At 57.6% G+C, this 17096-nt stretch carries 19 protein-coding genes and 1 pseudogene; 11 read left to right on the top strand and 9 right to left on the bottom strand.

What is annotated here, in order from left to right:
• The 4 genes and pseudogenes from ACEQWH_RS14190 to ACEQWH_RS14175 form a co-directional block, all read left to right on the top strand.
• Positions 1 to 1279 (top strand): annotated as a pseudogene (locus ACEQWH_RS14190) (glutamine-synthetase adenylyltransferase); the annotation flags it as partial.
• Positions 1260 to 1529, top strand: a complete 270-nt coding sequence (locus ACEQWH_RS14185; protein WP_370231902.1) for a hypothetical protein — start codon at positions 1260 to 1262, stop codon at positions 1527 to 1529. The pseudogene ACEQWH_RS14190 and the gene ACEQWH_RS14185, both read left to right, overlap by 20 nt.
• A gap of 41 nt (positions 1530 to 1570) precedes the next feature.
• The gene (locus tag ACEQWH_RS14180; protein WP_370231900.1) at positions 1571 to 2761 is read left to right on the top strand and encodes an RSP_2647 family RNA methyltransferase; all 1191 of its coding nucleotides are present in this window, start codon (positions 1571 to 1573) and stop codon (positions 2759 to 2761) included.
• Positions 2758 to 3297 (top strand): RSP_2648 family PIN domain-containing protein, encoded by a 540-nt coding sequence (locus ACEQWH_RS14175; RefSeq protein WP_370231898.1) that lies wholly within the window; start codon positions 2758 to 2760, stop codon positions 3295 to 3297. Before ACEQWH_RS14180 ends, ACEQWH_RS14175 begins: the two co-directional genes overlap by 4 nt.
• Here the strand turns inward: ACEQWH_RS14175 and ACEQWH_RS14170 are convergent.
• The 6 genes from ACEQWH_RS14170 to ACEQWH_RS14145 form a co-directional block, all read right to left on the bottom strand.
• Positions 3294 to 3980, bottom strand: coding sequence for a M48 family metallopeptidase (locus ACEQWH_RS14170; RefSeq protein ID WP_370231897.1), 687 nt, complete (start codon positions 3978 to 3980; stop codon positions 3294 to 3296). The two genes, ACEQWH_RS14175 and ACEQWH_RS14170, sit on opposite strands and share 4 nt — an antisense overlap.
• Before the next feature lie 26 nt (positions 3981 to 4006).
• A complete protein-coding gene (locus ACEQWH_RS14165; protein WP_370231895.1) occupies positions 4007 to 4612 on the bottom strand; it encodes a DedA family protein in 606 nt (201 codons plus the stop codon).
• Between the two features lie 137 nt (positions 4613 to 4749).
• Positions 4750 to 5937 (bottom strand): VWA domain-containing protein, encoded by a 1188-nt coding sequence (locus ACEQWH_RS14160; RefSeq protein WP_370231894.1) that lies wholly within the window; start codon positions 5935 to 5937, stop codon positions 4750 to 4752.
• 3 nt (positions 5938 to 5940) lie between these two features.
• Entirely contained in the window at positions 5941 to 6108 is a 168-nt protein-coding gene (locus ACEQWH_RS14155; RefSeq protein ID WP_370231893.1) for an apolipoprotein acyltransferase, read from the bottom strand.
• A 6-nt stretch (positions 6109 to 6114) separates the two neighbouring features.
• Positions 6115 to 7476, bottom strand: coding sequence for a DUF2927 domain-containing protein (locus tag ACEQWH_RS14150; protein WP_370231891.1), 1362 nt, complete (start codon positions 7474 to 7476; stop codon positions 6115 to 6117).
• A 10-nt stretch (positions 7477 to 7486) separates the two neighbouring features.
• The gene (locus tag ACEQWH_RS14145) at positions 7487 to 8326 is read right to left on the bottom strand and encodes an AAA family ATPase (RefSeq protein WP_370231890.1); all 840 of its coding nucleotides are present in this window, start codon (positions 8324 to 8326) and stop codon (positions 7487 to 7489) included.
• Positions 8327 to 8504: 178 nt separating this feature from the next.
• Between ACEQWH_RS14145 and dksA the strand changes: the two genes are divergently transcribed.
• Positions 8505 to 8927 carry an RNA polymerase-binding protein DksA gene (gene dksA, locus ACEQWH_RS14140; protein ID WP_370231888.1) on the top strand — a complete coding sequence of 141 codons (423 nt, stop codon included), beginning with the start codon at positions 8505 to 8507 and terminating at the stop codon, positions 8925 to 8927.
• 71 nt (positions 8928 to 8998) lie between these two features.
• Positions 8999 to 10171: an FAD-dependent monooxygenase gene (locus tag ACEQWH_RS14135; protein ID WP_370231886.1), complete on the top strand. Its 1173-nt coding sequence runs from the start codon at positions 8999 to 9001 to the stop codon at positions 10169 to 10171.
• Here ACEQWH_RS14135 and xth read toward each other — a convergent pair.
• The gene (xth, locus tag ACEQWH_RS14130) at positions 10168 to 10947 is read right to left on the bottom strand and encodes an exodeoxyribonuclease III (protein WP_370231884.1); all 780 of its coding nucleotides are present in this window, start codon (positions 10945 to 10947) and stop codon (positions 10168 to 10170) included. The genes ACEQWH_RS14135 and xth overlap by 4 nt on opposite strands.
• A gap of 54 nt (positions 10948 to 11001) precedes the next feature.
• Here xth and ACEQWH_RS14125 point away from each other — a divergent pair, with 54 nt between their 5' ends.
• Positions 11002 to 11436 carry an SRPBCC family protein gene (locus tag ACEQWH_RS14125; RefSeq protein ID WP_370231882.1) on the top strand — a complete coding sequence of 145 codons (435 nt, stop codon included), beginning with the start codon at positions 11002 to 11004 and terminating at the stop codon, positions 11434 to 11436.
• Positions 11437 to 11438: 2 nt separating this feature from the next.
• Here the strand turns inward: ACEQWH_RS14125 and ACEQWH_RS14120 are convergent, their stop codons facing one another.
• Positions 11439 to 11762: a HesB/IscA family protein gene (locus ACEQWH_RS14120; RefSeq protein ID WP_370231880.1), complete on the bottom strand. Its 324-nt coding sequence runs from the start codon at positions 11760 to 11762 to the stop codon at positions 11439 to 11441.
• Positions 11763 to 11862: 100 nt separating this feature from the next.
• On the opposite strand from ACEQWH_RS14120, the gene ACEQWH_RS14115 reads away from it, so the two are divergent.
• Positions 11863 to 13014 (top strand): deoxyguanosinetriphosphate triphosphohydrolase, encoded by a 1152-nt coding sequence (locus ACEQWH_RS14115; protein ID WP_370231879.1) that lies wholly within the window; start codon positions 11863 to 11865, stop codon positions 13012 to 13014.
• Here the strand turns inward: ACEQWH_RS14115 and ACEQWH_RS14110 are convergent.
• Positions 12998 to 13372 carry a VOC family protein gene (locus tag ACEQWH_RS14110; protein WP_370231877.1) on the bottom strand — a complete coding sequence of 125 codons (375 nt, stop codon included), beginning with the start codon at positions 13370 to 13372 and terminating at the stop codon, positions 12998 to 13000. The two genes, ACEQWH_RS14115 and ACEQWH_RS14110, sit on opposite strands and share 17 nt — an antisense overlap.
• Positions 13373 to 13554: 182 nt before the next feature.
• Between ACEQWH_RS14110 and argS the strand changes: the two genes are divergently transcribed.
• The 3 genes from argS to nagZ all read left to right on the top strand — a co-directional run.
• Positions 13555 to 15300 carry an arginine--tRNA ligase gene (gene argS / locus ACEQWH_RS14105; RefSeq protein WP_370231875.1) on the top strand — a complete coding sequence of 582 codons (1746 nt, stop codon included), beginning with the start codon at positions 13555 to 13557 and terminating at the stop codon, positions 15298 to 15300.
• Positions 15301 to 15391: 91 nt separating this feature from the next.
• Positions 15392 to 16273, top strand: a complete 882-nt coding sequence (locus ACEQWH_RS14100; protein ID WP_370231874.1) for an SPOR domain-containing protein — start codon at positions 15392 to 15394, stop codon at positions 16271 to 16273.
• A partial coding sequence (gene nagZ, locus ACEQWH_RS14095; protein ID WP_370231872.1) for a beta-N-acetylhexosaminidase occupies positions 16219 to 17096 on the top strand: 878 nt, incomplete at its 3' end. The genes ACEQWH_RS14100 and nagZ, both read left to right, overlap by 55 nt.

Here is a 17096-nt window from a genome sequence, read left to right as displayed (position 1 = left end):
TGCGGGCGTGCAGCTGTTTTCCTTGTTTGACAGCAACCCGCAACTGATTGATCTTTTGGCAGATATTGTCGGAACCGCACCTGCCTTGGCCCGCCATCTGTCGCGCAATTCCTCAGTCTTTGACGCGGTTATTGGTGGCGGTTTTTTCGCCGAATGGCCTGGTGTGCCTGCGCTGACCAAAGAACTGGGCATCCAGTTGGGTCGCGAAAACGACTATGAAAGCAAGCTGGACACCGCCCGTCGCTGGGCCAAGGAATGGCATTTCCGGATTGGGGTGCACCACTTGCGCGGGCTTGTGTCGGCAGAGGCGGCCGGCAGGCAATATGCGGATCTGGCGCGGGCGGTATTGCGTGGTCTGTGGCCCGAAGTTGTGTCGAAGTTTTCAGAAAAACACGGCCCGCCGCCCGGCAGAGGCGCGATGATCCTTGGGATGGGCTCTCTGGGCGCAGGACGGCTGCATGCAACCTCTGATCTTGATCTGATTGCGATTTATGACGCGGACGGCGTGGACTATTCCGAGGGGCGCAAACCGCTGGCCGCACGCGCCTATTATGCGCGTCTGACGCAGGCTTTGGTTACGGCATTAACCGCGCCGATGGCCGAAGGGCGGCTGTATGAGGTGGACATGAGGCTGCGGCCATCGGGCACACAGGGCCCAGTGGCGACCTCGGTTCAGTCGTTCATGAGCTATCAGCGCGAGCAGGCCTGGACATGGGAGCATCTGGCCTTGACCCGTGCGTGTCCCGTCGCGGGCAATCCTGACCTGCAGCAACAAGTCGAAGATTTTCGTACAGACTTGCTGTCTCAGCCGTCAGACCTAGCGAAAATCACAACAGATGTGGCGGATATGCGGGCACGTATCGCCGGTGCCAAGGCGCCCGAAGGCCGGTTTGATGCAAAAATCGGGGCAGGGCGGATGCAGGACATCGAACTGACCGCCCAGACTGCTGCGTTGCTGTCAGGCAGTCCGGATCGCACGGTGGCCACAGGACTGGCGGCAGGTGTCGCGATTGGCTGGTTGAATGCCGCGCAAAGTGAAGCGTTACAGGCCGCCTATGATGTCTGCTGGCGCATACAGACCACTGGCAAGCTGTTGAGTGAAAAACCACTCGATCCGCAAGCAATCGGCGCTGGTGGCCGCAGTTTTCTTGCACGGGAGACCGAATGCAATGACATCAGCTCGGTGGAAGACCTCCTTTCGCAGCGCACATCTCGCGCGGCTGAGATCATCGCGGCGCTCCTTGGCACCAGTGAAAGGAATGCAGAGAATGGTGGATGATCCACGCGGGCTGATCCGAGAGTCCTACCGCATCGAAGGCATTACAGCCGGTCAGTGTCGCTCGATCTTTTTGGACTGGGCGCTTGGAATCACGCTGGGCGATGATATGGGCGCCAAGATTGAATCTCTGCTCGCCCATTATGGCCCAGACTATCCCGAGCACCCTATGACCGATGTGTTGCGCGAAGGTTTGGCCAAAAGCCAAGAGCCGAAGCGTCGTGGCGGACGAGCCGCGCGCGTCAGCAGCTAAAGCGGCTTTTCATAGGCTGCCAATCCCGATAGGACAGCCGCATGACTGATATGCCTGTTCTCCGCCTGAAACCCAAGGCCAACGCGCGCGCGCTGCGGCATGGATTCCCTTGGGTCTATGCCAACGAAGCCGTCACGGACCGCCGGACGAAAAACCTAACCCCGGGCAGCCTGGCTGTGCTGGAGGATGGCGAGCGGCGTCCGCTGGGACTGGTAACGGTCAATCCCAATAGCAAAATCATTGGACGTGTTCTGGATCGCGACCCAGAGGCCGTGATCGATGAAGCCTGGTTCGCGACCCGCATCGGCAAAGCGCTTGCGATGCGTCAGCGGCTTTATGATGCGCCGTACTACCGTTTGGTGCACGCCGAGGCCGACGGGTTTCCGGGGCTGGTTATCGACCGTTTCGGCGACACATGCGTTGTGCAACCCAATGCAGCGTGGCTGGAAAGCCGACTGGAATGTCTTGCTGGCGTTCTGCGCGATGTGGTGGGGGTTTCGACCGTTCTGAAGAATGCCTCTGGACGGGCGCGCTCGCTTGAAGGGCTGGACGATCAGAACGCGGTATTGCTGGGCGCAGCACCCTCGGCGCCGGTGCCTGTTTTGATGAACGGGGCGACCTATATGGCGGATCTGACAGGCGGGCAAAAGACGGGTCTGTTTTTTGACCAGCGGCCCAACCACGCCTTCGCCGCAGGTCTGGCGCAAGGCGCGCGGGTTTTGGATGTGTTTTCCCACGTTGGCGGGTTTGCCTTGGCAGCTTTGGCGCAGGGTGCTGCTCATGCAACCTCTGTGGATGGGTCCGCTGCGGCCCTCGCGCTGGCCTCTGAAGGCGCGGCGCAGAGTGGTGTCGCGGATCGCTTTGAAACACGTCAGGGCGATGCCTTTGCTGTCCTTGAGGCGCTTGCTGAAGAAGGCGCGCAATTTGACGTTGTGATCTGCGATCCACCGGCCTTTGCGCCGTCAAAACCGGCCTTGGAAAAAGGCCTGCGGGCCTATGAACGTGTTGCGCGGTTGGCAGCCCCTTTGGTGGCTGAAGGCGGGTATCTGGGGCTGTGTTCCTGTTCGCACGCGGCTGAGCTTACATTGTTCAGAAACGCCTCTGCGCGCGGCATCGGGCGGGCAGGTCGCCGCGGGCAAATCATCCACACAGGCTTTGCGGGGCCGGACCATCCGCTGATGCCGCAATTGGCTGAAAGTGGCTATCTAAAGTCTGTGTTCTTCCGTCTATGAAACTGTTGCTGGACACCTGCGTCATTTATCCGACGGTGATGCGCGAGATGCTTTTGGGTGTCGCAAAAACCGGCGTGTTCACCCCGTTGTGGTCCGAGAGAATTCTGGAAGAATGGGCGCGTGCTGCGCGTAAGATTGGACCAGATGGCGAGGCGCAGGCGCGGGCGGAAATCGCTTTGCTCAAAACCGATTGGCCCACCGCCGAAGTCAGATGGCGGCCATCGCTTGAGGCCCGTCTGTATCTGCCGGATGCAGCCGACATTCACGTTCTGGCGGCTGCAATTGATGGATCAGCTGATGCGATTATCACATTGAATACCAAGGATTTTCCGCGAAACACATTGGCCGAAGAGGGGCTTGAGCGGCACGATCCAGATAGCCTTTTGCATGGGATCTGGTTGGATCATCCAGCCAAGGTTCGGTCGGTTGCAGACAGAGTGCTGGCCGAGGCAAACCGCATGTCAGGCGACGTCTGGACGATGCGCGCGTTGTTGAAGAAAGCACGCCTGCCGCGCCTTGCCAAAGCGCTGTCCTAGGCGACGCCCCACTTGGCTTCAAGCTTTTCAATCGCGGCGATGCGTTCCGTGGTTTTTGGGTGGCTCAACAACCAAGCCGGAGCCGCGCCAGATCGCGCGCCAGTGATTTTTTCCAACTTGTGAAACAGGGTTTTCTGCGGCTCGGTTCCGATACCTGCCTTTGTCAGCAAGGCGGCGGCATATTCGTCGGCTTCGTATTCGTCATTGCGCGATAGGCGGGCGGCAAGAACGGTGGTCAGCATGTTCGCAATCCACGCGCCGATCCAAGGGATAAATCGGCTGAGGACCATCGCCAGCGCGGTGCGCAACGCGTTTTGGCCCGAGAAATCGATCATGCGACGGCGCGAATGGCCCAGCGCGACGTGACCCAGTTCATGGGCAATCACCGAGGCAAGTTCTTCGCGAGTGACATCGCCGTCGCGGTAGCGGTTATAGAACCCGCGCGTGATGAAAATCCGGCCGTCCGGCGCGGCCAGCCCGTTGATCGGCTCGATTTCATAGATGTGTACTTTAATGCGCGGCAGATCCAATGCTGCCGCCATCTGGTCGATCAATTGCTTTAGTTTGGGATCGACAAGCTCAGTGGATTTTTCGTCCAGCTCGCGCGAGGTGCGCCAGGCGGAAAACCGGAACATCGCAAAGCCATAGAGCAGCGCCAGCAGGATCGGTGTAAACTTCAACATGCCTCAGATATGGGCGCGTTGACGCCTTAAGACAAGACGGCCCGACGGCGTTTCGAAATGTTGACGATCACAACTGTGCAGGCCAGCAGGATGACAAAGGCGCCAACCGATTGAAGCCCGTCCTGCGCATATTGCGTGGCCAAAGGCAGGTTTTCCGCGAAAAGAAACCCAAGACCCACGTAAAGCGTCACCCAGATGGCCTCTCCCACAAGGCCAGCCGCGCTGAAATGGGCCCAGCGCATAGAAGCAGCGCCGGCGGCGAAATTCACATAGGGGCCAAGCGGCGACATCAGCCAGCGGCTGAGAAACACGCCCGTGATACCCCAATTGTGCAAATGCGCCTGTGCTTTGGTCCAGAGGCGATAGCGTTTGTAGCTGGCATGGGCAAAAGCCTCTAGGCGAGGTTTGCCCAATCGTCCCAAGAAATAGCCAGCTTGATCCCCGAGTAACGCACCCAGTACCGTCAGGCTCCAGACCCATGAAAACGAAAGGTCTCCATGTGCGGCCAATGCGCCGCCTGACAGCATCACCAAAGACATTGGAATCGGAACGGCAAGGCAGCTGAGAAAGGCCGTGATGAACATCAACGCTGCGCCATAGGTCACAAGCACTTGAAGCAACGTATCCGTCATTCTTCACCTCTTTCACAAAGCCCAAAAGGCCCATTCCGAGGCATGAATATGGCGCAGGTCTTTAAAATATCATAATTTTGCCCCAATTTTGTTGGGGAAGCGGGAACAGTCACACCGTTCGCCAAAGATTGTTGGCTTTATCCGCGGGTCAGCGCCTTCATCCCGCTTTCAAGACCGGCCAGGGTCATCGGAACCATCTGGTCTTCAAAGATCTCTTGAATCATTTTGATCGAGTGGGTGTAGGGCCAATAGTTTTCAGGAACCGGATTGATCCACAGATTGGACGACCACTGGGCGCGGGCACGTTCCAGCCAGACCTGTCCTGCCTCTTGGTTCCAATGCTCGCTCGCGCCCCCTGCATAGGCGATCTCATAGGGGCTCATCGAAGCATCACCGACGAAGATGCACTTATAGTCGGGCCCATAGGTGCGCAGAACCTCGTGCGTCGGGGTCTGATCGTTCCAACGCCGAGTGTTGTCGCGCCAGACGCCTTCGTAGAGACAATTGTGAAAGTAGAAATATTCCAGATGTTTGAACTCGGCACGGGCGGCGGAAAACAACTCTTCGACCACTTTGATATGCGGATCCATAGAGCCGCCGACATCCAGAAACAAAAGCACTTTGACAGCGTTGCGTCGCTCGGGGCGGGTTTTTACGTCCAGATAGCCGTTTTCAGCGGTCGCGCGGATGGTGCCGTTCAGATCCAACTCTTCGGTCGCACCATCACGTGCCCAGCGCCTTAGGCGTTTCAGTGCGACTTTGATGTTGCGCGTACCCAGCTCGACTGAGTCATCCAAGTTTTTAAATTCACGCTTGTCCCAGACTTTGACCGCACGTTGATTGCGGCTTTCTTTCTGGCCGATGCGCACGCCCTCGGGATTATACCCATAGGCGCCAAAGGGGCTTGTCCCTGCGGTGCCGATCCACTTGTTGCCGCCTTGATGCCGGCCTTCTTGCTCTTTGAGGCGCTCTTTCAGCGTCTCCATCAGTTTTTCAAACCCGCCTAGCGCCTCTATCTCGGCCTTTTCCTCTGGGCTGAGGTGTTTCTCGGCCATCTTGCGCAGCCACTCTTCGGGGATATCGACGGCCTCAAGTACGTCCTCGGCTGATATCTCGCCAAGCCCTTCGAATGTCTGTGCGAAAGCGCGGTCAAACTTGTCGAGGTTGCGCTCGTCTTTGACCATTGCGGTCCGCGCGAGGTAATAGAAGGCCTCGGTGTCATAAGTGGCAAGTCCCGTGCGCAGCGCTGCCAGAAAACTGATGTATTCGCGCAGAGACACGGGAATGCCTGCGGACCTTAGGTTTTCAAACAGCGGCTGAAACATGGCTTAGGTGATCGAGCGTTCGATCACGATGGTGATGATGACACCAAGGATAGTGAACGCGATGCAATAGCCTGCGGTGTACTGCAGGATGTCCAATCGGTTTCCACCGCGTTTTGTCGCGGTGCGAAAGCCAAGCAGCAGGCCAATCACAGCAAGGATGATGACGATCATAGGGCGTTAAAGCCTTTCATTCTGAGGGTTTAGAGCGGCTATCTCACGCAAACGCGCTTGCACCGCCCAATCAGGGCCAAAGCCGTATCGTGCCCAGCCAAGACTGTCCAGACGGGCGCGGCGGGCGTCGGCGGTACGGCCCGTCATAGCTAGGGCTTCGGACTGCAACATCAATACAGAAGCCAGCTGTGCGGCGTTTTGCGCGCGCGTTGCCGAAGTCTTGGCTACCGCAAGCCGTTTAAGGGCTACATCAGCGTTGCCTTCGGCCACATCAAAGGCTGCGAGCTGGATTTGCATATGCGTTTCCTGCGGGCCGTTTCGTGCAACACCTGCATAAAGCCGCTCGGCCTGTTCAAAATGCAACTTGGCGCGGTCCAGATCGTCGGCACGCAGCTGGCGCGCCAACGCATAGTGGCTGAAGGCAAGCCGGTGATCGCGCCACCCCTGCGCCTGTGCAAAGGCCACAGCACGGTTCGCCGCATTCAGCCGTTGATTGCTGCCCGGTGCGCCAAGTGCGGTGGTGATCAAGCCTTTCCACGCGTTCGGAGTGGTCGCAAGCGGCGCGCTTGCCCGTCGTTCGCCTGCGGGATTAAGGCGGGCCAGTATCTGACGAATGCGCCCGGCGGCCTCGGTGCGGCTCATTCCGTTTTGCAGAGCCGGGTCATAGTAGGCCCGCAGCATCAACATATCGAAGCCGGTCAGCACCGAATGGAAGTTGTCGTCGTTAAACACGCTGTCGTGTAGTCGGAACAGATCGTTCAGTGGCCCCAGCGCTTGGGCAAGTTCTTCGTGCAGACAATCCCGGATGTCCTGCGGGCTGGTGTCATAGGATAGGAATATCGCGATACGGTCCCGACGCGCGAGCGCCGACCAATCCGTGCGCGCACTTGAGCGCGCGCTGCGATAGTCGCTGAGATCCGCCACATTGGGCACGACAAAGCAGGCGGCATTCGGCAAAGCGCGGCGGATATTCCGTCGCGTCACGGCGTGGATCGTGATGTTCGCATCGCCCGATTGCACCTGCGAAATGTCGATCTTGGCCTCGCGACGCAGCCGCGCAAGCAGGGCAGTCAGGTCTTGTTGCATCGTCTGAGTCGCGCGCCCTTCGATGCGCACGGTGATCGGCCCCTCAAACCGTGTCAGACGCGGAAGCTGCCGTCCGCTTTCCAATTGAAAACTGAGATCCAGAAAGTCGCGCGCCATATCCGCATTCGAGCGGGTTGGCGCAGGTGTGGTCACGTTGGAGAAGCGTTTGATCGGCGGCAACGTCGTCTCGGCCACCACGGCACGTGTGGGCAGAGGCGTCTCCGTTGGAACGCTACAAGCGGTCAGCGCAAGCCCCGCCAACAGGATGAAGGATCGCAGCACCAATCGCTCCTTACCGACCTGAACGCGCCATAAAGGCCAGCCGTTCAAACAGATGCACGTCCTGCTCGTTTTTCAACAGCGCACCATGCAACTTGGGCAGTGCATTCACCCCGTCGCGCTTCAGGTCTTCGGGGCTGAGGTCTTCGGCCAAGAGCAGTTTCAGCCAGTCGATCACTTCGGACGTAGAGGGCTTTTTCTTTAACCCTTTAGTGTCGCGGATCTCATAGAACTGTGTGAGCGCTTCGGTGAGAATAATGTCTTTGATATCAGGGTGATGGACCCTGATGATCTCGCGCATCGTGTCCGCATCCGGGAACCGGATATAGTGGAAAAAGCAGCGGCGCAGAAAGGCGTCTGGCAGTTCTTTTTCGTTGTTGGACGTGATGAGGATGATCGGGCGATGCTTGGCTTGGACGGTCTCGCCGGTCTCATAGACGTGGAACTCCATCTTATCGAGTTCCTGCAGCAGATCGTTTGGAAACTCGATGTCTGCCTTGTCGATCTCGTCGATCAGAAGCACGACTTTTTCGTCCGCTTCAAAGGCTTCCCAAAGTTTGCCTTTCTTGATGTAGTTCTTCACATCATGCACACGCGCGTCACCTAATTGGCTGTCCCGCAGCCGGCTGACGGCGTCATATTCATACAGGCCTTGCTGTGCTTTGGTGGTGGATTTGATGTTCCACTCAATCATCCGCGCGCCCAACGATTTGGCCACCTGAAGCGCCAGTTCTGTTTTGCCTGTGCCGGGTTCGCCCTTTACCAAAAGGGGGCGTTCCAGAGTCACAGATGCGTTGACTGCAACCTTGAGATCCTCGGTCGCGATGTAAGAGCTGGTGCCTTCAAATTTCATCTAACTGCCTGTTTGCAATGCGGTCTTGGCTGCACCCTACTGTGAACGGTTTTTACCTGCAATCGGGGTTCAAGAGGTAGTGACAATCTGAGTGCCATAAGATACACGCCGAGCCAGAGAGCGGCTGGACGTTATTATGAACGATGTGTGTGGTGCCAGCCTCGATATGGGAGCGGAGATGAAAGCAGAAGTTTTCCTGCCGGAAGATTACCAACCAGCAGAAGATGAGCCGTTTATGAATGACCGGCAGATCGAGTATTTTCGACGTAAGCTAAACGCTTGGAAACAAGAGCTTTTGGCTGAGAGCCGGGACACTATCGAAGGTCTTCAAGACAATACCCGAAACATTCCAGACATCGCCGACCGCGCCAGCGAAGAGACTGATCGCGCGCTTGAGCTGCGAACACGCGACCGTCAGCGCAAACTGGTCGCCAAGATCGACTCGGCGTTGCGTCGCATCGACGAAGGCGAATATGGTTACTGCGAAGTCACAGGCGACCCGATTTCGCTGAAACGACTGGACGCACGTCCAATCGCGACCATGACGCTCGAAGCTCAGGAACGTCACGAGCGCCGCGAAAAAGTACATCGCGACGATTGATCCTGAAGGGACATCCAAAGAATACGACGCCGGGGCTTTCGTCCCGGCGTTTTTCATTTCAGAAAGAGCACATGAGTCTCATTGGTCTGAATATTTGCGTTGTTGGCGGTGGTATCGGTGGCTTGACCGCCGCAATTGCCCTGGCGCGTCGGGGCGCGTCAGTCGAAGTGCTGGAGCAAGCGCCGGTCATTTCAGAGGTCGGGGCAGGGATACAGGTCTCGCCCAACGGAATGTGCGTACTTGCGGCGTTGGGGGTGGCAGACGACATTCAGGCGCGCTCTGTGCAGGCCGAAGCGGTCGAGTTGCGAGATTATCGCGCATCGCGGCTGGTGACGCGCCTGAACCTTGGCCTTTTGGATGCAACGCAGAAGTATTTCTTTCTGCACCGCGCTGATTTGATCGACAGTCTGACCCAAGGTGCCAAGGCGGCGGGTGTCACGGTACACGTGGGGCAGAAGGCGGTCGCTGTGCAGGCGGGACATCCTGCATCGGTGACGCTTGAGAATGGCGACAAGCGCACAGCGGATCTGGTGGTCTGTGCCGATGGGCTACATTCCATCGGACGTGGCGCGTTGAATGGAACGCTCGCACCCTATTTCACGCGACAGGTTGCTTGGCGTGCGATCGTGCCCAATACCATCGACCACCCAAATGTCGCGCGGGTTCACATGGGGCCGAAGCGTCATGTAGTTACTTATCCTTTGCGCGATGGATCCGGCGTGAATCTGGTTGCTGTTGAGGAAAAAGGCGCTTGGGGTGAAGAAAGCTGGGCCACGCAGGATGATCCCGCCAATATGCTGGCCGCGTTTGAGGATTTCTGCGATCCGGTCAAACACTTGATGCGCGGTGCGCAAGCCGTTGGAAAGTGGGGTCTTTTCAAGCATCCGGTTGCCTTAAAGTGGAGCGATCAAGGGGTTGTATTGCTGGGCGATGCGGCCCATCCAACCTTGCCGTTCATGGCGCAGGGCGCGGTTATGGCGATTGAAGACGCTTGGGTTTTGGCGGCCAGTCTGGACCGTACTGATGACCTTGCCGCTGGGCTTGCGGCCTATCAGGAACGCCGGTTTGAAAGGGTCTCAAAGATCGTTGAAACCGCCAGCAAAAACGCGTGGCGATATCATCTGAGTTTCCCACCGCTTCGGTTTGCCGCGCATTCTGTGATGCGGTTTGGCGGCGCCGTGGCGCCGTCCAAAATGATGGGTCAATTCGATTGGATCTATCGTCACGATGTGACCGCAGATTAGGCGGCCAGATCCACCCAGACCGGAACGTGATCTGAGGGCTTCTCGCGTCCACGCACGTCTTTGTCTATTTGGCAATCGAGCAGCAAATCGGCGCATTGCGGTGAAAGCAGGAAGTGGTCGATGCGAATGCCGTCGTCACGATTCCACGCGCCGGCCTGATAATCCCAGAAGGAATAATGCTCGGGGCCAAAGGTCCGGGCGCGGAAGGCTTCGGTGAAGCCAAGGTTCAACAACCGACGATAGGCCGCGCGGCTTTCGGGCAGGGCGGCGGCATCTTCGTGCCAGGCCTCGGGGCGACGGGCGTCTTCGTCTTGAGGGATGATGTTGTAGTCACCCGCCATCAAAAACGGCTCTTCGGTTGCCAGCAACTCTTCGGCGCGGGCCTGAAGACGGGCCATCCAACGCAGTTTATAGTCGTATTTTGGACCCGGCACCGGGTTTCCGTTGGGCAAATACAGGTTGCACACGCGTACGGGCGTGTCGCTCATGACGGTGGCTTCGATCCAGCGGGCCTGTTCGTCTTCGGGCTCACCTGGCAGTCCGCGCACCACATCTTCAAGTGGGAACTTGGACAGGATCGCCACACCGTTGAAGCTTTTTTGTCCAAAAGTTTCAACGTTATAGCCGCGGTCCTCAAACAGCTCGCGCGGAAAGTTTTCGTCGATGGATTTGATTTCCTGCAGCATCACCACATCCGGTGCTGCCTCGTCCAACCAAGCTGGGAACGCATCGATCCGAGCCTTGATTCCGTTGATATTGAAGATTGCAACTTTCATACTGCGACTATGCCGTTCGGGACATGCGCCCACAAGTCGATTTGGAGAGGGACCATGAAATATTCAGTGGAACGCGAACTTGATGTGCCAAGGGACAAAGTGATCGCGCTTTTTGAGGATCGCGACGGGCTGTTTGAATGGCAGGAAGGATTGCAGAGTTTCGATCACGTCTCTGGCGAACCCGGGCATCCCGGTGCTGTTTCAAAATTGCGCTTCAAAATGGGCAAGCGCGAGATCGAGATGGCGGAAACCATTCAGGACCGCGCGCTGCCCTATCTGTTCTCGGCCGTTTACGAGGCGGATGCGGTGTGGAATCTGGTCGAAAACCATTTCACAGAGCTGCCAGAGGGCCGCACGCATTGGCGTATTCAGACAGAATTCCGGTGCCGCGGTTTCATGCGGGTGATTGCATTTCTCATGCCCGGCATGTTTCGAAAACAAACCGCGAAGTATATGGATTTATTCAAGGAATTTGCAGAGCGCGCTTAAGGCTACATCGAGAAGCTTGTGCCGCAACCGCAAGAGCTTGTGGCGTTCGGGTTGTTGATGACAAAGCGCGCGCCGATCAGTTCTTCGGTGAAATCAATCGTGGCATCCGCCAGAAACGGAAGCGAGACACTGTCCACAACAACCTTCTCGCCGTTTCCTTCAAGCACCAGATCGTCATCGGCTGGAGCATCCAGCTTGATCTCGTATTGAAAACCCGAACAGCCGCCACCTTCGACCGCGATGCGCAGGGCCTGACCCTGATCTGCGGCGCCAATTTCGGCGAGTTGTTGGAAAGCACGGTTTGTTACACGCGGTGGCAGTTGCATTTTCTTACTCCTGACAGGCATTTGGACGACTGAGTCGCCTATTATCCTGATGCGAACTGCAATATATGTCGCGCAAGAGTAGTCGACAAGGAGGCGCAGCATGATCGCGCCATTTGCATCAGATCCCCAAGCCGCCCGAGGCCGTGCCGTTACGGAAGAAGAAAGCGCATTTCGGTCGTGCTTTCAGCGGGATCGGGACCGGATCATCCACTCCAGCGCGTTTCGCCGTCTCAAGCACAAGACGCAGGTGTTTGTGGAACACGAGGGTGACTATTTCCGCACGCGACTGACGCATTCCATCGAAGTGGCTCAGGTAGCGCGCACCATCGCAGGCGCGCTTGGCCTGAACCAAGAGCTGACCGAAGCGGTTGCGCTGGCGCATGATCTGGGGCACACGCCCTTTGGACACACAGGCGAGGACGCGCTGCATGAACTGATGGCGCCTTACGGCGGGTTTGATCATAACGCGCAGGCGATCAAGATCGTGACCTCGTTGGAACGCCACTACGCAGAGTTTGACGGTCTGAACCTGACTTGGGAAACCCTTGAGGGCATTGCCAAGCACAACGGCCCTGTTGTTGGCGATGTGCCTCATGCCTTGGCGGACTACGATCAGGTTTTTGACCTTGAGCTTCACACCCACGCCAGCGCCGAGGCACAGGTGGCCGCGCTGGCGGATGACGTTGCTTATAACAACCACGATCTGCAGGACGGTCTGCGGGCCGGGTTGTTCACCGAGGCCGAAATCTGTCATTTGCCGATCATTGGGACCTGTTTTGAAGAGGTCGATAAACTCTATCCCGGCCTGGACCGCAATCGCCGCAAACACGAAGCTTTGCGTCGGGTCTTTGGGGTTATGGTGGCCGATGTGATCGACACATCCCGTGCGCTTCTGGCAGAGGCCGACGCAAAGTCAGCACAAGACATCCGCGAATACGGCTCGCCGGTTATTGCATTCTCGGACGATGTTTGGGCGCAGATTGTTGAAATCAAAAGCTTTCTGTTCAAACGCATGTACCGCGCGCCCTCTGTCGTGGAAAAGCGTATTCAGGTGACCAAAGTCGTTGAAACGCTTTTCCCGCTGTTTTTAGAGGACAAGAACCTTCTGCCCGCCCGGTGGCACTCCGATATCGCGCGTCTTAACGATGATGTGTCGATCGCGCGCAAGGTTTCGGATTACATCGCGGGCATGACGGATCGTTTCGCACTGACAGAATACGAGCGTCTGACAGGAACTAAGCTGCCTCTGTGACCATCGCGCCAAAGCACAGCTTGTTGTGATCCAGATCGCGCACATAGGCCGAGACATAAGGCCCGCGTTCCGACACGCCGCCTTCGCAACTGGCCCCCAGCGCGATCGCCTTGTCATAAAGGCGTTGCACGTCCTCGGCGCTGTCCAGCGTGAACCCCAGCATCGAGCCGTTGCCCTTGGTCGCTGGTTGCGCATCAAAAGGCAGTGCCACGGCAAAGGTGAAATCCTGTCCTTGCCAATATGTCATGCGGTCCGTTTCCATCAGTTTTTGAACGCCGTCATTTTCAAGCAGCTTGTCATAAAAGGCGACCGAAGCCTCCAAGTTATTTGTACCCAATACCAAATAGTTAAGCTTCATTTGTTAGCCTTTCATAGAAGCACAAGTGCGCTAAGCCGCACGGTGTGAAGCCTGTATAAGCAGGGCGGCTGTCAGCGTGCGTCAGCAGGGTTGGGGACAGTTTGGAATGCGCAAACCACTCGGCACCATTGACGCGGGCCATAGGGGTGGTAAACCCGCGCGGGAGTAAAAAGGATAAACCCATGAACCTCTTCTCCGAGATTCGCGACTTGGTGACCGATAACCTGCATGCCATGCTGTCCGAAGGCTCTTTGCCGCGCGGACTAAGCTTTGACAATGTGGCGGTCGAGCCTCCGCGCGATGCGGCGCATGGGGACATGGCTACCAATGCCGCGATGGTACTGGCCAAACCTGCCCATATGAAACCCCGCGATATCGCGACATTGCTGGTTGAAAATCTGGCGCTGGACCCGCGGATTGAGTCTGCAGAGGTGGCGGGGCCGGGGTTTATCAACCTGCGTTTGTCAGAAAGCCTGTGGCGCGATCTGGTGAAGGATGTGCTGACCAAAGGCACTGATTTCGGCCGGTCTGGCATGGGGCAGGGCAAGAAGGTGAATGTGGAATATGTTTCTGCTAACCCAACCGGGCCTTTGCATGTCGGTCACACGCGCGGCGCTGTCTTTGGTGATGCGCTGGCGTCGTTGCTAGACTTTGCTGGCTATGAGGTGACGCGGGAATATTACATCAACGACGGCGGTGCGCAGGTCGATGTCTTGGCGCGTTCTGTGTACCTGCGGTATTTGGAAGCACATGGTCAGGACGTGGCCTTTGAGGATGGCACCTATCCTGGCGACTATCTGGTGCCCGTCGGACAGGCGCTGAAAGACAAGGTTGGCGATGCCTATGTAGGCAAGGACGAGAGCGTCTGGCTGGCAGAGATCCGTGAATTCGCGACCGAGGCTATGATGGATCTGATCCGGTCCGACCTTGCCGCTCTGAACATCACGATGGACAAGTTCTTTTCGGAAAAATCCTTGTACGGCACAGGCTTAATCGAGGATGCTCTTGCGTCTCTTGAAGCCAAGGGGCTGATCTATGAAGGCGTTCTCGAGCCGCCAAAAGGCAAAACACCCGAGGATTGGGAGCCACGCGAGCAGACCCTGTTCAAGTCCACGGAACACGGTGATGACGTCGACCGTCCGGTCAAGAAATCTGACGGGGCATGGACCTATTTCGCGCCTGATATCGCCTATCACTACGACAAGGTGCAGCGCGGTTATGACGAGCTGATCGACATCTTTGGCGCGGACCACGGCGGGTATGTCAAACGGATGAAAGCGGCTGTGTCGGCGCTGTCTGATGGCAATACGCCTTTGGACATCAAGCTGACCCAACTGGTAAAGCTGTGGAAGAATGGCGAGCCTTTCAAAATGTCCAAGCGGGCTGGTAATTTTGTCACCCTGCGCGATGTGGTCGAGCAGGTGGGGGCAGACGTCACGCGGTTTGTAATGCTGACCCGCAAGAACGACGCGCCATTGGACTTTGATTTTGACAAGGTACTTGAGCAGTCCAAGGACAACCCGGTATTCTATGTGCAATATGCGCACGCACGGGTGTGCTCGGCGCTTAGGAAAGCCAGTGAGGCGGGTGTTGCCGTGGCCGACACTGATCTGGCGGCCGCTGACCTGTCGCTCTTGTCTGATCCGGCCGAGATTTCGGTCGCCAAGAAAGTTGCCGAATGGCCGCGTTTGGTCGAGATTGCGGGCCGCACAAACGAGCCGCACCGCGTTGCGTTCTATCTCTATGAGCTCGCCTCAGAGCTGCACAGCCTGTATCACATGGGCAAAGACAATCCTGATTTGCGCTTTGTTCAAGAGGACAACGCACAGGTGACACAGGCGAAAATCGCGCTGGCACGGGCCGTAGCCATTGTTATTTCCGCAGGTCTTGGTATTCTGGGGGTAACTCCGGCACAAGAGATGCGCTGAATGCACAAGATGTCGGGGTGAGGCAAAGGCAAGCGAACCCCGGCGACGCAGGGCAACGACCCCAACGATCGCCAACAGAGCAGAGGCGATCATGGCGCAAATTCCTATGGATGGACCGCAGTCAGAGACTGATCCCGGTGCTGTATTGGGCACCGTGACCAACTGGGCCGGAGCGGCTGTTTCCCTTGCATTGATTGTCGGCGCCGTGATGTGGGGCCATTCGCTGTTGTCTCGTGATGTCTCTGGTGTGCCTGTTGTGCGCGCGCTGGATGGCCCGATGCGAGAGCAACCGCTTGATCCGGGCGGGGCACAAGCCGCGCATCAGGGGTTGTCCGTGAATAAAGTCGCTGCAGAAGGTACAGCGCAAGCGCCGGGTGATCGGTTGGTTCTGGCACCGAACTCCGTGGATTTGACGGCCGAAGATGCGCCGCTGTCCAGCGAAGCGATTGATCTGGCGGCACGCACGGCGACGCGTCAGAATTCCGGCACAGAAATCACAGCGCCCAAACCGATTGACCTGAGTGGCTTTGCCACCACCTCGGCCTCGGGCAAAATCCAGAAGGATCCGCTTGTCGGCGCCGGAGAGACCTATGGCCCAGTTCGCGCGGTTGCGGGGGGGCTTGGAACATCCCTGCGTCCACGCTTGCGCCCATCGCTTGAGACCGCGGCTGCAACGCAATTGCCCGCAGCGCCCGCGATCAACGATGGCTCGACGCTGCCAGAGGGCACCCGGCTGGTGCAACTTGGCGCCTTTGCGAGCGCCGAAATCGCTCAGGATCAATGGGCGCAGCTGCAACGCAAATTCAGCGCCTATCTTGGTGACAAAGACCTCGTGATCCAAAAAGCTAACAGCGGTGGCAAAGTGTTCTATCGTCTGCGCGCCGTCGGTTTTGCCGATCTCAGCGATGCGCGGCGTCTGTGTTCCGCACTCAAGGCGCAGAACACGGATTGTATCCCGGTCGTCACGCGATGACCCCGTTTGGGGCCGCCATCTTTGGATGTTCGGGGCTCGCGCTCTCCCCTGACGAGCGTGATTTCTATAAAGATTACAATCCTTTTGGGTTTATCCTGTTTGCGCGCAACGTCGGTGATGCGGACCAACTTAAACGTTTGACGCAAGATCTTCGCGACAGTGTAGGACGTGATGCTCCGGTCCTGATCGATCAAGAAGGCGGACGGGTGCAACGCCTGCGTCCCCCTTTGGCGCGCGAGTGGCCCGCGCCGCTGGACCATGCGGAAACCCTTGGCGATCACGCCGAGCGGGGTTTTTATTTACGCCACCGTATCATCGCACAAGAACTGTTGGCCTATGGCATCGACACCAGTTGCGCACCGATGCTGGATGTTGCGCAGGCGGACACGCATGCGTTTCTGAAAAACCGCTGTTATGGCACGTCGGCGGATGTGGTGACAGAACTGGGTCAGGCCGCTGCGCGCGGGCTGTTGGATGCAGGCGTTCTACCCGTGGCCAAACATATTCCCGGCCATGGACGCGCAGTATTGGACAGCCATCTGGAATTGCCCCGCACACAGGCCACACAAGACGAGTTGGCCGCGGATTTCGCGCCGTTTCGGGCGATGAAAAACCTGCCAATGGCGATGACCGCGCATGTAGTCTATGAGGCCTATGACGACCACCCCGCAACCACGTCGCAGACTGTCATTGATCTGATCCGCAATGACATCGGGTTTGATGGTCTGCTGATGTGTGACGACCTGTCGATGGAAGCCCTGAGCGGCAGCGTTGAAGACAGGGCATCAGCAAGTCTTGCGGCTGGCTGCGACGTCATTTTGCA

Source organism: Cognatishimia sp. (genome assembly GCF_964229375.1).
Taxonomy (GTDB): domain Bacteria; phylum Pseudomonadota; class Alphaproteobacteria; order Rhodobacterales; family Rhodobacteraceae; genus Cognatishimia.
The sequence above is the reverse complement of the archived record's forward strand: the minus strand, read 5'-3'. Positions and strand labels throughout refer to the sequence as shown.

Coding starts and splice junctions, on each gene's coding strand:
- ACEQWH_RS14155 (WP_370231893.1), bottom strand. CDS start 6,108: ATGATCGTCATCATCCTTGCTGTGATTGGCCTGCTGCTTGGCTTTCGC.
- ACEQWH_RS14165 (WP_370231895.1), bottom strand. CDS start 4,612: ATGACGGATACGTTGCTTCAAGTGCTTGTGACCTATGGCGCAGCGTTG.
- ACEQWH_RS14180 (WP_370231900.1), top strand. CDS start 1,571: ATGACTGATATGCCTGTTCTCCGCCTGAAACCCAAGGCCAACGCGCGC.
- ACEQWH_RS14120 (WP_370231880.1), bottom strand. CDS start 11,762: ATGCAACTGCCACCGCGTGTAACAAACCGTGCTTTCCAACAACTCGCC.
- ACEQWH_RS14160 (WP_370231894.1), bottom strand. CDS start 5,937: ATGTTTCAGCCGCTGTTTGAAAACCTAAGGTCCGCAGGCATTCCCGTG.
- ACEQWH_RS14145 (WP_370231890.1), bottom strand. CDS start 8,326: ATGAAATTTGAAGGCACCAGCTCTTACATCGCGACCGAGGATCTCAAG.
- ACEQWH_RS14110 (WP_370231877.1), bottom strand. CDS start 13,372: ATGAAGCTTAACTATTTGGTATTGGGTACAAATAACTTGGAGGCTTCG.
- xth (WP_370231884.1), bottom strand. CDS start 10,947: ATGAAAGTTGCAATCTTCAATATCAACGGAATCAAGGCTCGGATCGAT.
- argS (WP_370231875.1), top strand. CDS start 13,555: ATGAACCTCTTCTCCGAGATTCGCGACTTGGTGACCGATAACCTGCAT.
- ACEQWH_RS14135 (WP_370231886.1), top strand. CDS start 8,999: ATGAGTCTCATTGGTCTGAATATTTGCGTTGTTGGCGGTGGTATCGGT.
- dksA (WP_370231888.1), top strand. CDS start 8,505: ATGAAAGCAGAAGTTTTCCTGCCGGAAGATTACCAACCAGCAGAAGAT.
- ACEQWH_RS14185 (WP_370231902.1), top strand. CDS start 1,260: ATGCAGAGAATGGTGGATGATCCACGCGGGCTGATCCGAGAGTCCTAC.
- ACEQWH_RS14115 (WP_370231879.1), top strand. CDS start 11,863: ATGATCGCGCCATTTGCATCAGATCCCCAAGCCGCCCGAGGCCGTGCC.
- ACEQWH_RS14125 (WP_370231882.1), top strand. CDS start 11,002: ATGAAATATTCAGTGGAACGCGAACTTGATGTGCCAAGGGACAAAGTG.
- ACEQWH_RS14175 (WP_370231898.1), top strand. CDS start 2,758: ATGAAACTGTTGCTGGACACCTGCGTCATTTATCCGACGGTGATGCGC.
- ACEQWH_RS14100 (WP_370231874.1), top strand. CDS start 15,392: ATGGCGCAAATTCCTATGGATGGACCGCAGTCAGAGACTGATCCCGGT.
- ACEQWH_RS14170 (WP_370231897.1), bottom strand. CDS start 3,980: ATGTTGAAGTTTACACCGATCCTGCTGGCGCTGCTCTATGGCTTTGCG.